General features: G+C 32.7%; 16 protein-coding genes and 1 pseudogene. 13 read left to right on the top strand and 4 right to left on the bottom strand.

The window, feature by feature from the left end:
- From RWR88_RS02955 to RWR88_RS02920, 8 genes and pseudogenes are all read left to right on the top strand, one after another.
- Positions 1–209, top strand: a pseudogene (locus tag RWR88_RS02955) (hypothetical protein); the annotation flags it as partial.
- Positions 193–537, top strand: coding sequence for a hypothetical protein (locus RWR88_RS02950; protein WP_314450595.1), 345 nt, complete (start codon positions 193–195; stop codon positions 535–537). The pseudogene RWR88_RS02955 and the gene RWR88_RS02950, both read left to right, overlap by 17 nt.
- Before the next feature lie 186 nt (positions 538–723).
- Positions 724–2904: a PTS transporter subunit IIBC gene (locus tag RWR88_RS02945; protein WP_314450594.1), complete on the top strand. Its 2181-nt coding sequence runs from the start codon at positions 724–726 to the stop codon at positions 2902–2904.
- Positions 2905–2955: 51 nt separating this feature from the next.
- Positions 2956–3771 carry an endonuclease/exonuclease/phosphatase family protein gene (locus RWR88_RS02940; protein WP_314450593.1) on the top strand — a complete coding sequence of 272 codons (816 nt, stop codon included), beginning with the start codon at positions 2956–2958 and terminating at the stop codon, positions 3769–3771.
- Positions 3772–3949: 178 nt separating this feature from the next.
- Complete coding sequence (locus tag RWR88_RS02935; RefSeq protein WP_314450591.1) at positions 3950–4585, top strand: hypothetical protein; 636 nt, start codon at positions 3950–3952, stop codon at positions 4583–4585.
- 74 nt (positions 4586–4659) lie between these two features.
- A complete protein-coding gene (locus RWR88_RS02930; protein WP_314450590.1) occupies positions 4660–5190 on the top strand; it encodes a DUF4865 family protein in 531 nt (176 codons plus the stop codon).
- 17 nt (positions 5191–5207) lie between these two features.
- A complete protein-coding gene (gene yghU / locus RWR88_RS02925; RefSeq protein ID WP_314450589.1) occupies positions 5208–5996 on the top strand; it encodes a glutathione-dependent disulfide-bond oxidoreductase in 789 nt (262 codons plus the stop codon).
- Between the two features lie 139 nt (positions 5997–6135).
- Positions 6136–6894: a TraX family protein gene (locus RWR88_RS02920; RefSeq protein ID WP_314450588.1), complete on the top strand. Its 759-nt coding sequence runs from the start codon at positions 6136–6138 to the stop codon at positions 6892–6894.
- A 103-nt stretch (positions 6895–6997) separates the two neighbouring features.
- Here RWR88_RS02920 and RWR88_RS02915 read toward each other — a convergent pair whose 3' ends face one another.
- The 3 genes from RWR88_RS02915 to RWR88_RS02905 form a co-directional block, all read right to left on the bottom strand.
- Positions 6998–7195, bottom strand: coding sequence for a CsbD family protein (locus tag RWR88_RS02915; RefSeq protein WP_006702927.1), 198 nt, complete (start codon positions 7193–7195; stop codon positions 6998–7000).
- A gap of 143 nt (positions 7196–7338) precedes the next feature.
- Positions 7339–7971, bottom strand: coding sequence for a DUF421 domain-containing protein (locus tag RWR88_RS02910; RefSeq protein WP_314450598.1), 633 nt, complete (start codon positions 7969–7971; stop codon positions 7339–7341).
- Positions 7968–8420 (bottom strand): DUF3290 family protein, encoded by a 453-nt coding sequence (locus tag RWR88_RS02905; RefSeq protein WP_314450587.1) that lies wholly within the window; start codon positions 8418–8420, stop codon positions 7968–7970. The genes RWR88_RS02910 and RWR88_RS02905 overlap by 4 nt, the downstream gene beginning before the upstream one ends.
- Positions 8421–8576: 156 nt before the next feature.
- Between RWR88_RS02905 and RWR88_RS02900 the strand changes: the two genes are divergently transcribed.
- Together RWR88_RS02900 and RWR88_RS02895 are read left to right on the top strand one after the other, a co-directional pair.
- Positions 8577–8903 carry a hypothetical protein gene (locus RWR88_RS02900; RefSeq protein ID WP_314450586.1) on the top strand — a complete coding sequence of 109 codons (327 nt, stop codon included), beginning with the start codon at positions 8577–8579 and terminating at the stop codon, positions 8901–8903.
- 120 nt (positions 8904–9023) lie between these two features.
- On the top strand, positions 9024–9254 hold the full coding sequence (locus RWR88_RS02895; protein WP_314450585.1) for a hypothetical protein: 231 nt from the start codon (positions 9024–9026) through the stop codon (positions 9252–9254).
- Between the two features lie 90 nt (positions 9255–9344).
- Here the strand turns inward: RWR88_RS02895 and RWR88_RS02890 are convergent, their stop codons facing one another.
- Complete coding sequence (locus RWR88_RS02890; protein WP_314450584.1) at positions 9345–9620, bottom strand: helix-turn-helix transcriptional regulator; 276 nt, start codon at positions 9618–9620, stop codon at positions 9345–9347.
- 97 nt (positions 9621–9717) lie between these two features.
- Between RWR88_RS02890 and RWR88_RS02885 the strand changes: the two genes are divergently transcribed.
- From RWR88_RS02885 to RWR88_RS02875, 3 genes are all read left to right on the top strand, one after another.
- The gene (locus tag RWR88_RS02885) at positions 9718–10902 is read left to right on the top strand and encodes an AIPR family protein (protein ID WP_314450583.1); all 1185 of its coding nucleotides are present in this window, start codon (positions 9718–9720) and stop codon (positions 10900–10902) included.
- 400 nt (positions 10903–11302) lie between these two features.
- A complete protein-coding gene (locus RWR88_RS02880; RefSeq protein WP_314450582.1) occupies positions 11303–12661 on the top strand; it encodes an FAD-dependent oxidoreductase in 1359 nt (452 codons plus the stop codon).
- A 602-nt stretch (positions 12662–13263) separates the two neighbouring features.
- Complete coding sequence (locus RWR88_RS02875) at positions 13264–14496, top strand: FtsW/RodA/SpoVE family cell cycle protein (protein ID WP_314450597.1); 1233 nt, start codon at positions 13264–13266, stop codon at positions 14494–14496.
- Position 14497 lies beyond the last annotated feature (1 nt).

Raw genomic sequence — 14497 nt, 5'->3', positions numbered from 1 at the left:
TAGTATTGTTAGGTTGGTTGTTTTATATCTTTAGAGAAAAAAGAAAGATTCAAGCTCTAATTTTATTGATTTTTAGTATACTTATTTTTCTCTTATATCCATCTAGATTTGACTGGATGAGGGTATTTGCAATCATTCCGTTATATTACTATAATCGTATGAAGTTAAATCAAGAAGGGAGAGGGCAAGAGCATGATGCAACAGTTTAAAAGACTGAACCGAGTACAGAAAAGTAATATAGCTTCCGTTTTTTTAGTTTCAGCATTGATTACGATGATTTTTGCTAGAATTCATATATTAAAAGATGGTAATTTTGATTTTACTATTTTGGGATGGATTAAAGTACATTTCTGGAGTATTATTCCTGCCTTTGTTAGTATTTGGATATTGAAATGGACAAAACTAGAATTGATAGAAGGGAATTTTATCGTTAAAGGATTATTGAATTGGTTTCTAACGATAGTCGCTACGATATTAATAGAACTTTCCTTTGTACTAATTTTCTATTTATTTATCTTACTGATGTATAGTTTGTAATGGAAGAATAAAGACTATAAAAATATATGAGAAATAAAGTGCCCCCAAAAAGTCAAACTTTTTGGGGGCATTTAAGTATGGAAAGAATTCTTTTTATAAAATACTTTACAAAAACAAGTAAAATGTTATAATCAATCTATAGGTAATGCAAACGTTTGCCTAAATTAAAAAATAAAGGAGATTTGAATGATGAAAGAGACATTCAAAAATATATTGTCTTTCGAGTTTTGGCAAAAATTCGGTAAGGCTTTGATGGTGGTTATCGCTGTTATGCCGGCTGCTGGTTTGATGATTTCAATCGGTAAGTCACTTGTAATGATTAATCCAACTTTTGCACCACTTGTAATTACAGGTGGAATTCTTGAGCAAATTGGTTGGGGTGTAATTGGTAACCTACATATTTTATTTGCCCTTGCTATTGGAGGAAGCTGGGCTAAAGAACGTGCTGGTGGTGCTTTTGCTGCTGGTCTTGCCTTCATTTTAATTAATCGTATCACTGGTACCATCTTTGGTGTATCAGGGGCTATGTTGAAGGATCCTCAAGCAATGGTAACAACTCTGTTTGGAGGTTCAATTAAAGTTGCTGATTACTTTATCAGTGTTATGGAAGCTCCAGCATTGAACATGGGTGTATTCGTAGGGATTATCTCTGGTTTTGTAGGGGCTACTGCTTTCAACAAATACTACAACTTCCGTAAACTTCCAGATGCACTTTCATTCTTTAACGGGAAACGTTTTGTACCATTTGTAGTTATTCTTCGTTCAGCAATTGCAGCTATTATTCTTTCAATTGTTTGGCCACTTGTACAAACTGGTATTAATAATTTTGGTATTTGGATTGCAAACTCACAAGAAAATGCTCCAATTCTTGCACCATTCTTGTATGGTACTTTGGAACGTTTACTATTACCATTTGGTCTTCACCACATGTTAACTATCCCAATGAACTATACAGCTCTTGGTGGTACTTATGAAATCTTGACAGGTGCAGCGAAAGGCACTCAAGTATTTGGACAAGATCCATTATGGCTTGCATGGATCACAGACCTTGTGAACCTTAAAGGTACAGATGCAAGTCACTACCAACAATTATTAGATACTGTTCATCCAGCTCGTTTTAAAGTTGGACAAATGATTGGTTCATTCGGTATCTTGATGGGTGTGCTTGTTGCTATCTACCGTAATGTTGATAATGACAAGAAACATAAATATAAAGGTATGATGATTGCAACTGCTCTTGCAACATTCTTAACAGGGGTTACTGAGCCGATCGAATACATGTTTATGTTTATCGCAACACCTTTATATCTTGTATATTCACTAGTTCAAGGTGCAGCATTTGCTATGGCTGACGTAGTGAACTTACGTATGCACTCATTTGGTTCAATCGAGTTCTTGACTCGTACACCAATTGCGATTAGCGCTGGCATTGGTATGGATATTATTAACTTCATTTGGGTAACAGTTCTATTTGCAGTAATTATGTACTTTATCGCAAACTTCATGATTCAAAAATTCAATTACGCAACTCCAGGACGTAACGGAAACTACGAAACTGCTGAAGTTTCAGAAGAATCTAGTAGTGAAGTGAAAGTTGCAGAAGCTTCTCAAGCTGTAAACATTATTAACCTTCTTGGTGGACGTGCAAATATTGTTGATGTTGATGCATGTATGACTCGTCTTCGTGTAACGGTTAAAGACGCTGATAAAGTCGGTGATGCAGAGCAATGGAAAGCAGAAGGAGCTATGGGTCTTGTTATGAAAGGACAAGGAGTTCAAGCTATCTACGGTCCAAAAGCCGACGTATTGAAATCAGATATCCAAGATATCCTTGATTCAGGGGAAGTCATTCCTGAAACTCTTCCAACTCAAATGACTGAAGCGCAACAAAACGCTGTTCAATACAAAGATCTAACTGAGGAAGTATACTCAGTAGCAGATGGTGAAGTAATTGCATTAGAACAAGTAAAAGATCCAGTATTTTCTCAAAAAATGATGGGTGATGGATTTGCTGTAGAACCTGCAAATGGAAACATTGTATCCCCAGTTTCAGGTACTGTTTCAAGCATTTTCCCTACAAAACATGCTCTTGGTCTTGTGACTGAAGCAGGTCTTGAAGTACTTGTTCACATTGGTTTGGACACAGTAAGTCTTGAAGGAAAACCATTTACAGTTCATGTTGCTGAAGGACAAAAAGTTGCAGTAGGTGACTTACTTGTCACAGCTGACTTGGATGCTATTCGTGAAGCAGGACGTGAAACTTCAACAATCGTTGTCTTCACAAATGCTGATGCGATTCAATCAGTTAAATTAGAACAAACAGGTTCTCTTGCAGCTAACACAGTAGTTGCTAAAGTAGAATTATAATCATCTTGAGGTTGGAAGCTATTTTCCAACCTCTTGTTTTAGGAGAAAAATATGAAATTTTTAACACTGAATACTCATAGCTGGATGGAGCAAGAAGTAGAAGAAAAATTCAATCTTTTACTTCAGGATATTCTTGACAAGAATTATGATTTAATTTGTTTTCAAGAAATCAATCAGGAAATTACTTCTCCAGAAGTAAAAGTCGATGACTTTTATAAAGCTTTGCCATCAGCAGAACCGATTCATCAAGATCACTATGTAAGATTGTTGGTGGAAAAATTAGCTGAAAGTGGCAGAAATTATTACTGGACTTGGTCTTATAATCATATTGGTTATGATCGATACCATGAAGGGGTAGCAATCTTATCTAAAACACCAATCGAAGCCAGTGAAGTTTTAGTTTCAGACGTGGATGATCCAACAGACTATCATACTCGTCGAGTTGCCTTGGCTGAAACGGTAGTGGATGGTAAGGAACTTGCAGTGGCTAGTGTGCACCTTTCTTGGTGGGATAAAGGGTTCCAAGAAGAATGGGCACGTTTTGAAGCTGTCTTGAAAGCATTAAACAAACCGCTTTTACTAGCTGGTGATTTCAATAACCCAGCCGGTCAAGAAGGATACCAAGCTATTTTAGCGAGTCCATTAGGCTTACAAGATGCATTTGAAGTTGCGAAAGAAAAAAGTGGTAGCTATACCGTTCCACCAGAAATTGATGGATGGAAGGGAAATACAGAACCACTTCGAATTGATTATGTTTTTACAACTAAAGAGTTAGAAGTAGAAAATCTAAAGGTTGTTTTTGATGGGAACAATAGTCCTCAAGTGAGTGACCACTTTGGCTTAAATGCTCAGTTAAATTGGAAATAACAGTACGAAAAAGGTTAGGAAAGAATCCTAACCTTTTTTACATTCCTAGATATTGATATGTGAGCTTAATTAGGATTAACGAAGGATAGAGTGGGGATATGTTGTAAAACTTCATAATGGTTTACTAGAAACTTATTATCCGGTAAAATAACGTTATTCTATAAAGTGAGGTATAAAGATGATAAAGAATTTTTTACAATTAACACGTAAACAACAAATCATTACAATTGTAGTTTATACAGTGATTGCAGCTATTACAATGTATCTTGGGTATAAACAAAGTCAAACCCCTGTTGTGACTACGAACTCTCTTACAGGATTCCAAAGTGCTCAATTACCTTCAGCACCGGACAATTCTATTTTAGGATGGTTAAATTTCCATAAAATTGGATTAGTTTTTGCACCAGTGAGTGTATTGATTCTTGATTACTTTAAAATCCATTTAATTCGTAAAGGATTTATTCTGAAAACATTACTCAGTGCAGGTTTAATTTTACTATTTACATTTTTATTACAAGTTGCTTTAGCTATTGTTTTTGGAATTGTTGTACTTGCCATTGCTCTTGGAATTCTTTTCAATGAATTTGGATCAGGTTCTGGAAGCTATAGTAGTGGTGGGGATTATTCTGCACCCTCTAATAACAACAATGATGCTTTCAATGCTGAACAAGCTAGACTAGCAAGTGAACAAGATGCGGAACGCAGAAGACAACAAGATATTGATTGTTATGAAAAAGCAGCTTATGAATACCAAAGCCGTGGCTTGAATCGTGCTGCAGATGAAATGAATCAAAGAGCGAATAATTTGAAATAAGCTTAGACTGAGACTGTTTGATGTAGGAGCAGTGAAACTACAGATAAAAGTCTTTTTTAGAAAGGAAAACTAATATGATATCAATGCAATATAAAATTCAATTACCAGATTCGTTTGACATGAACATCATTAGAGAACGAGTTCGAGAAAATGGACATAAAATGGATGGTTTTAAAGATTTACTCTTTAAAGCGTATCTTATCTCTGTAGAAAATAGTCAAAATGACATCAAAAAAGAATATGCTCCATTATATTTATGGAAAGATTCAGTAGGAATGAATCAATTTATATGGGATGGATTTTATGATAATATTCTGAAGTCATTTGGATGGCAAACTATTTCTAAAGCAATTCCATTAGCATTTGAGAAAAAGGAAAAATTTAATAGCAGTCGTTATTGTTTAGAAATAACAAGAGAAATCTCAGAATCAACTCAAATGGAACGCTTAAGTTTCTCTAGTACCTTTAACAATAGTACGAGTCAATTATTAGTTTATAATCCAGAAAAATGGCAATGTAAGGAATATTATTTCTTTGAAGAACTTCCAGAACAAATGGAAGGTACAAATATTTATGAAATCTTACATTTATCATTAGAACAGTAAAATTAAAGGAGAATAACATGACAAATTATGAATTACCACGTGTGTGGAGTGCAGCAGACAGTAATCAAGGAAAATTCTCAGGAATTAATCGTCCAACTGCTGGAAGTCGTTTTGAACAAGTATTACCAAAAGGGGAGAAACCTTTCCAATTATATTCTCTAGGAACTCCAAACGGTGTAAAAGTGACGATTTTATTAGAAGAATTATTAGTATTAGGAATCCAAGAAGCGGACTACGACTTATATAAAATCTCTATTATGGATGGAGAACAGTTCGGAACTGGCTTTGTAGAAGTGAATCCAAACTCAAAAATTCCTGCATTATTAGATCAATCAGGAAAAACAAATATTAGAATCTTTGAATCAGCGAATATCCTATTATACCTTGCTGAGAAATTTGGACAATTTCTTCCAAAAGAAGTTGAAAAACGTACAGAAGTATTAAACTGGCTATTTTGGCAAGCTGGATCTGCACCATTTGTCGGTGGAGGATTTGGACATTTCTTCAATTATGCTCCTGAAAAAATTGAATATGCCATCAATCGTTTTACAATGGAAACAAAACGTCAATTAGATTTACTAGATAAAGAATTAGCAACGAGACCTTATATTGCTGGAGACGAGTATACAATTGCAGATATTGCGATTTGGTCTTGGTATGGACAATTAGTATTAGATAAATTATATCAACATTCAGCAGAGTTTTTAGATGCATCTAGCTACACACATTTAGTGGAATGGGCAAAACGAATCGAGAATAGACCTGCTGTTCAAAAAGGACTAGATGTAGAATATAAGAGTTTATAGTTCTTAGTTGAAGCGAAAAAATTAGAAAAGGAATTAGGCGCTATTTAGCTGCTTAATTCCTTTTTTGTGTCAAAAAACATTTACTTATCCCAAATTAACTGTTATCATTGAACTATTATCTTAATAAAAAGGAGAAATTATGAAAATTTTTACACATCGTTCAAAATTAATGTATTTTGCAATTTTCTTAATGATATTCGATAGTTTTCGACCATTACTATTTAGTTTGGATACTTCACTTTATTTGTCAATTGTAGGTCGCATTGTTTATCCTATTTTGTTATTTTTATTTGCAGATAGTTTCTACCATGCAACTAATAAAAAGAAAATAATGATTGGATTACTCCTATTGAGTTGGTTGCTATCTCTTGGATATGGTCTGATTGATCATTTTATTGTACCGATAGGATGGCAAAGTTATAAAAATATCTTTACGACATTACTAATTGTTGCTATGTTCAATGTTGGAACTGATTATTTAAGAAAGTATCGTAAACAATTAGGAAAGAAAAATTATATTCCACGGTTCCAAGGAATAGTAATGATTTTATTACCTTTTATCCTATCGTTTTTAGTATTTGAAATTGGAATGTTCTTTTTGAAACCAAGGTTTTCGAAAGCTATTGTGTATTATATCGTGGGAGCAGTAATGTTAATGTTACCAAGTCTCTTTGTAGTTCCTACTGGAGTAATGATGGTAATATTAGGTTGGTTATTTTATATTTTTAGAAAAAGAAGAGGAATTCAATATTTATTAATCCTTGTTTATAGTATCTTTAGTTTTCTTTTACATCCATATAGCCTTCAATGGACGATGGTATTCTCAATTATAGCGATTCATTTCTGTTATCGAGAAAAGAAAGAAAAAACAAATCCAACTTCAGATATTTCTGAATAAAGTATCTTTATATGTTCGTGATTGAAACATTAAATTCATAAAACTAAAAAAACACGCTCAGTTTCATATTGAGCGTGTTTTGATTTATACGATTTAATCGTTATTAATCTTTTTTAAAGATGTTTTTAACACCTTCAATAGCGCCTTCAACAGCTTCTTTAGCGTCTTCAGCAACTTCTTTTACTTTAGAAACTACTTGTTCAGTAGCACCTTCAGATTCAAGTTTTTTGTCGCCAGTTAATTTACCAAAACCTTCTTTGATAGAACCAGCAACTTGGTTTAATTTTTCTTCTGCTGACATGAGATTCCCCTCCATTTATTAGTTTATATCTAATTCAAAGAAGAGTAATCATCATTAAACTAGATAGTAGCTAAATTATATCTATTCTGATTTTCATAAGCAAATTAACTGCTCAGAAAGTTTACTGAACATTCATCAAAATATTAATACGTTACAACATTAATTTGCCCTTTGTCATATTCAGCAATAAAGATATCCGCTACATTATCATAGCCTTCTTCTTCTAACTTGGCCATTAACCATTCTTCAGATTTGCCAATTGTATCTAAAATTTCCGATTGAATAACACCGTCTGTAATAATAGGGTATTTAGGATTTTCATCGCCCATTCTTACAACAATAAATTGCCCATTTTGTTCAATCACAGCTCTTTTAACATCTTTTAATTGGAAGATACCTTGAGAACGTAATTTAAGAGCGACATCTGAAGCAGATAATCCTTTAGAACGACATGCTTCAGGATCTAATTTTCCATTTTTAATAATTAAAACAGGTTTACCATCAATTAATTGCTTAATAACTGAGACATTTGTGTTCAACCATTTCAACAGTAAGATTAAAATTGTCCAAATAATTAAAATAACAACATATTGAAGAATTGAAATTGAACTATTGTAAATAATCCCACCAATGATTCCCCCGAGAACAAAGTTTTGTACTTGGTCTACTGCAGAACTTGGTGCTAAATTTCCTTTACCAGTTACATTAATAACAAATACTAAAGAAATAAGACCTAAAGCTAACTTAATCGCAATTGTAATAAAAAAGCTCATTATTTTTTAACCTCCACAAGTTCAACATCTGATTTATATAATTCCATCTTTTCTAATAAATAGCTATCTTTGTTAGAGCCGTTTAAAGCACGATAGAATTGATCGCCAACTTTAATAATTGCTCCATCAGTCGTAGCAGAAGTGTTGACATATATCTTTTCCTTATCTACACCTAATTCTTTTGAAACAATTTCAATAAAGTGTAGAGAGTTACGGAATTGATTATTTGTAGATTGATTACTTTGAAAATTAGAAATTCCCATTAAAACAACAGCAACTAAAGCTAAAATTGAAATAAGCGATAATTCACGAAACTTACTTCCACGTTTATCTTGATAAGCTTTAAAAGCGAAAAATGCAGTAACAAGAATCAGTAAAGCAGAAAGAATAACCATGACCCAATCTTGCTGACTGATTTGACTTAATACATATTCATATGAATAAAATTTCATAACGAACCTCCTTTTTTTGAATGCAATTTATTATAAGACATTTATGATATAAGAACAATGATTTTAGATTATCGTATGCGCTTTATAAATAAATCTTTACTCAAAAAAAGAAATTATGTATACTTTTGTTAAAATTCAAGAAAGAGTGAAACAGAGATGAAAGAAAAACAATCATTAACACTAAAGCAGAAGATATTGGTGGCTATCGTATTTTTAGTTTCTGCATTAGCAACATCGGAAATGGCTCATCTATATATTGAAAAAAACGGAGAATACGAATATTCCATTTTTAGATGGATAATAGTACATCAATGGAGCATCGTCCCTGCTGTTGGAAGTGTCTGGTTATTAAATTGGAAAAAAATTGAACTTATCAAACAAAATTTTTATATTAAAGTATTGCTAAACTGGGTTCTCATACTAGCACTGACTGATATATTAGAAATCGTTTTACTTTTCGTTATATTAATATTTGTTCTTTAAACCTATTAAGGATAGCTTGTCAGAAAAAATAAAATAGAGTGATCAAAGTACTTTACGTTCAGTAGATTACTTTTTTGTTAGGGAAATGTGGGAGGTTTAATGCTATACTATGAGTACTAAGTGAAAAGATGGGAATTAGTAAAAATGGAATTTTTAGAAACAAAACAACTGATTGGAGAGATGATGCAAAAAGATTACAAAACATTTGTAACAGCATTAATCAGTATCGAAAAAGATATCACTAATCAAGAAGTATTAGATATGATGTACCAAAAATTTATGAATATCGATGAAATGCATTTATTGAATGATGAATTTGATGAAATGATTGAAGTAGTAAGTGGAATTTGAGAAAATTTATTTAAATACCTCAGTTTAGTATTTGTAATTAACTTTTAAGAAAATTAAGATAAAAATTATAAAGTCTTTTTTCACTCCTTTTTAAATATAGTCGTAAATTTCCTTTAAAAGTTCAAAAAAATCTATTTCTAATAAATTAGCAAGAAGTTTTAATGTAGGTAAACTAGGTAATGTATTCCCGTTTTCTATATTTTTTAAGGTTTCTAGAGAAATACTATCCTCATTTAAAAAACCTTTATTTATTCTATCAACAAGAAAATTTTCTCTGCTACTGTTTAAAGATAAGTTCAATCGATGAAACTTAATGATTTCTCCGATTTTAAATAAGTTATTATTATATTTTTTTCTCTTAGTCATGTGTATATTATACCACAAAAGGTACCAAGGTTTCTTTATTTTTGGGAAAAATTATGCTATTTTTATAAAAAATAACATAATTAAAGGAGAAATTCTAATGACTGTAAACAAATTTAAAGTGAAAGCTTTGAGAACTATCAGTTCACCATCTGATGAAAATATTACAACCTATTTAGCATTAACTGAATTTAGAGACTTACCAAGTAATTTATCTTTAGAAGTTAACCCTAGAAAACCAAAAATGAACACTTCAGTTGCTAAACAATTAATTAACGCAGTGAAATCTAATTCTAATATTAATTTTGATATTAATAATAGAGGGATTGTTTTAACTGCTAAATCAGTTCATTTTAATAATTCTACTAGTGAAATTTCTGTTGATTTTTCGGATGATTCATCAAAATATGGTATCCTAGATGGAGGTCATACTTATACAGCAATAATAGAAAATCGAGACTTAATGGTAGATGATATTAATAAATATGTTAGATTGGAAATAATTGTAGGTGATACACTAAATGTAACTGAATTAGCAGATGCAAGAAATACATCAATTCAAGTAAGTGATATTGCCCTATTTGAGTTAGATGATAAATTTGATTTTGTTAAAGAAGCTATTAGTGAAATGCCTTTTAAGGATGATGTTGCATATAAAGATAATGAAAACAAGCCTATTCCGGTAGTAGAATTATTAAAGCTTATGTTTATGTTTAATATAAAAAGATATCCAGATGATTCATCAGCTCCTACTCAAGCTTATTCAGCAAAAGCTAGTGTTTTTAAAGATTTTAAAAAGGAATTAAGTTGTGAAGACAATATCTACTTAAGCTTATCTCCGTTATTACCTAAGTTAGTGGAATTATATGAATGTATTCAAATTGAAATGCCACAGAAGTATAAAGAATTTAAAGAAGAGAATGGATTTAAAGGATCGTTTGGAAGAGTAAGAGGAGTAATTTCCGCTCAAGAAAATAAGTCATCATTTTATTCAGATTTTACTCGAGAAACTATTCCTTATGAAATTTCTTCAGGATTTTTACTACCAATCTTTGGAGCATTTAGAGCATTAATTAAGAAAGAGGAAAACGGAAGTATTCAATGGAGATTTGATCCAATAGAAGTTTGGCAAGAATGTGGAGTTAGGTTAGTTCAAAATACATTCGAAACAGATACTAATCCACAAAGTGTTGGTAAAATGAAAACTCTGTGGCAATCAAATTATAGAATTGTTGAAAGTACGATGAAGGATAAAGTTATAAATGAGTTAATTAATAGAAATTAGAACAATATTTCTATACTAGAGAGTATTCATAAGATTAATTATAATTTTAAAATGTATAAAAGGTAATGTACAATCTTTTGAACACATACTCGCTAAATATATTTTATAAAATGATTTACCGTGGATGAATATTGTCCACGGTATTTTTATTTAAAAGAACGTAAGCGACTTTTAGGGAGTAAAACTCAGATGTTTAGATGTTTCTATATACTTTAAAAATATTTTTCTTGTGTATAAAAAATGTTATACCATATGCCACACTTACAAGTTAAAAAATAAAACAAAAAATTTGTAAAAAAATCAAGCAAAAGGTTTGCATTTAATTGAAAAATTGTATACGATATCACTTGTAGATGAGAATCATTCTTATTTATTATGAAAACATAGGAGGCTAACTTACATGAAAGTTGTAGTAGTTGGATGTACTCATGCGGGTACAGCTGCAGTAAAAACAATTTTAAATGATAATCCAGGCGCACAAGTTGTGGTATATGAAAGAAATGATAACATTTCATTCTTATCATGCGGTATTGCGTTATACGTAGGAGGAGTTGTTAAAGACGCTCAAGGCTTATTCTATTCTAGCCCAGAAGAATTAGCTTCATTAGGTGCTGAAGTTCATATGGAACATGATGTAACAAGCATCGATACAGCTGGTAAATCTTTAACTGTTAAAGATTTAAAATCTGGTGAAGAAAAAACAGAAACTTTTGATAAATTAGTTTTAACAACTGGTTCTTGGCCAATTCTTCCTCCAATTCCAGGACGTGAATTAGAAAACGTTCAATTATGTAAAAACTATAACCAAGCAAAAGAAATCTTTGCTAAGAAAACTGACAAGAAGAAAATCGTTGTTGTCGGTGGTGGATACATTGGTATCGAATTAGTAGAAGCATTTGCTTTAGAAGGTAAAGAAGTAACATTAGTTGACGGTTTAGACCGTATCTTAAACAAATACTTAGACCCAGAATTCACTGATATCTTAGAAGAAGACTTACGTGAACGTGGTGTACAAGTTCGCTTAAACGAAATGGTTAAATCATTCGAAGGCGAAAACGGAGTTGTAAACAAAGTTGTAACTTCTGGTGGCGAATACGAAGCTGACATGGTTATCTTATGTGTAGGTTTCCGTCCAAATAACGACTTAGTTAAAGACCAATTAGAAACAATGCCTAACGGTGCTATCATCGTTAACGACTACATGGAAACATCTGTTAAAGATGTATTCGCAGCTGGAGATAGCTGTGCTGTTAACTACAATCCTAACGGAGGACACGCATACATTCCATTAGCAACAAACGCTGTACGTATGGGTGCTTTAGTTGGTAAAAACATTAACGGACATAAAGTTAAATACCGTGGAACACAATCTACATCAGGATTACACTTATTCGGATGGAACATTGGTTCAACAGGTGTAAACGTAGGTAGCGCACCTCACTTTGGTTTAGATGTACGTTCTGTATACGTGGTAGATAACCACCGTCCAGAATTCATGCCAACATACGAAAAAATCTACATGAAATTAGTTTACGAAGTAGGTACAAACCGTATCGTAGGTGGACAAGTAATGTCTAAATACGACTGTACAGCTTCTGCAAACACATTGTCATTAGCAATCCAAAACAAAATGACAATCGAAGACTTAGCATACGTAGACTTCTTCTTCCAACCAGTATTCGACCGTCCATGGAACTACTTAAACATCTTAGGACAAGCTGCAGTAGAACAAGAACGTGTATTAGCTGAAGGCAAATAATTCAATTAAAAGATGAAACAAAAACGACAAGTATCCAAACGACACTTGTCGTTTTTTGCGTTTCTAACTTATTGTATTAAACCTTAAAGTGAAAAATCTGAAACAGAAAAAATTTTCATAGTAGCAATAATATAAACCACAGAGCAGTGGTTTATATTATTAGGAAAATTGAGACCAAGGCTCAATTTTTAGCCAAGAGACCCAAAGGGGCTACTGGCGTCCGGCTACAATGAACAATTTTTTCAGTTGAAGAACTATCATAACCGTCCCTCATATCAATGAGAGTGAATAGAAACAAAAAAAATTTTTACCGTAGCAATAATATAAACCACAGAGCAGTGGCTTATATTATTAGGAAAAATTGAGACCAAGGCTCAATTTTTAGCCATGAAACCCAAAAGGGTTTGCTGGCGTCCGGCTACAATGAAAATTATTTTCTGTTTCTATTCACGAGTATTCTCTAAAAAAGAATTAAGGTAACGATTGAATTAGCATTTCTGTTCGTTTCTATGTTACAATAAGTACGTTATATTCCATCAGAATATAGAACTCAGACATTAGATACAATAACAGAAGAGGAGTTACCAATGAAAAGGAAAATTATGTACGACGAACAAGATTCCCGCATCGATTACGGAATAATCCTACCCGTCTTATTACTAGCATTAATCAGCATAGCGACATTACTATCAACTACTTACCTCCAAGTAGCAAACGGATCACTAAGAACCGTCTTCATGCAATTTGTATGGTACGTTATCGGAACAATCGCCATAGTCATCATTATGCAATTTGACTCAGAACAACTATGGAAACTAACAACCCTGAGTTACATCATAGGACTCTTACTACTAGTAGCCGTCCTATTCCTCTATGACAGAGGAACCGCAGCCGCAACCGGTGCGAAAAGTTGGTTTAGAATAGGAGGCTTCTCCTTCCAACCATCTGAAATTGTAAAAATCTTCTACATCCTGATGCTCGCAAAAGTAGCGACCCATCATAACATGTTAACGAAGTACCGAACAAGAAGTACCGATTGGTATTTATTTGCCAAACTAATCGCATATGCATTACCTGCCCTATTACTAGTTATCCTACAAAACGACTTAGGAACAACATTAGTATTCTTAATGATTCTAGGCGGCGTTATGATTATGTCAGGAATTAGCTGGAAAATCTTATTACCATTAATTTTAACAGCCGTTCTAATCGGATCATTACTCATCTATTTAGTAGTGTACAACCGACAATTATTATTAAATATCGGATTCAAAAATTATCAATTCGGCCGTATCGATTCATGGTTAGATCCTTACCGTGACCAAGGTGGAGCAGGATTCCAATTATTCCAAAGCTTGAAAGCTATCGGTTCAGGGAAAATGTTCGGTAAAGGATATGGACATTCAGAAGTATACGTTCCCGTTCGTGAATCAGACTTAATTTTTGCAACAATCGGTGAAAACTTCGGATTCCTAGGAGGAACATTCTTAATTACCGTGTATTTCATTTTAATTTATCAAATGATTCGCGTATGTTTTGATACAAAAAATGAGTTTTATTCTTATATTGCAACGGGAGTTATTATGATGATTTTATTCCACGTTGTAGAAAATATCGGAATGACGATTGGGTTATTACCATTAACAGGGATTCCATTACCATTCATTTCTCAAGGGGGATCTTCTCTATTAGGAAATATGATGGGGATTGGGTTAATGATGTCGATGAGATACCACTTCAAGAGTAATATCTTTGGAGAAGATGAGGATCCATTTAACCAACAAACAAGACAACAACAACAATTACCAGAAGAATTTTTAAAAGCAAGAGCGTAAA

It is taken from the genome of uncultured Granulicatella sp. (assembly GCF_963528195.1).
Taxonomy (GTDB): domain Bacteria; phylum Bacillota; class Bacilli; order Lactobacillales; family Aerococcaceae; genus Granulicatella.
Note: the sequence above shows the minus strand (reverse complement) of the source record. Positions and strands in the feature narration are given on the sequence as shown.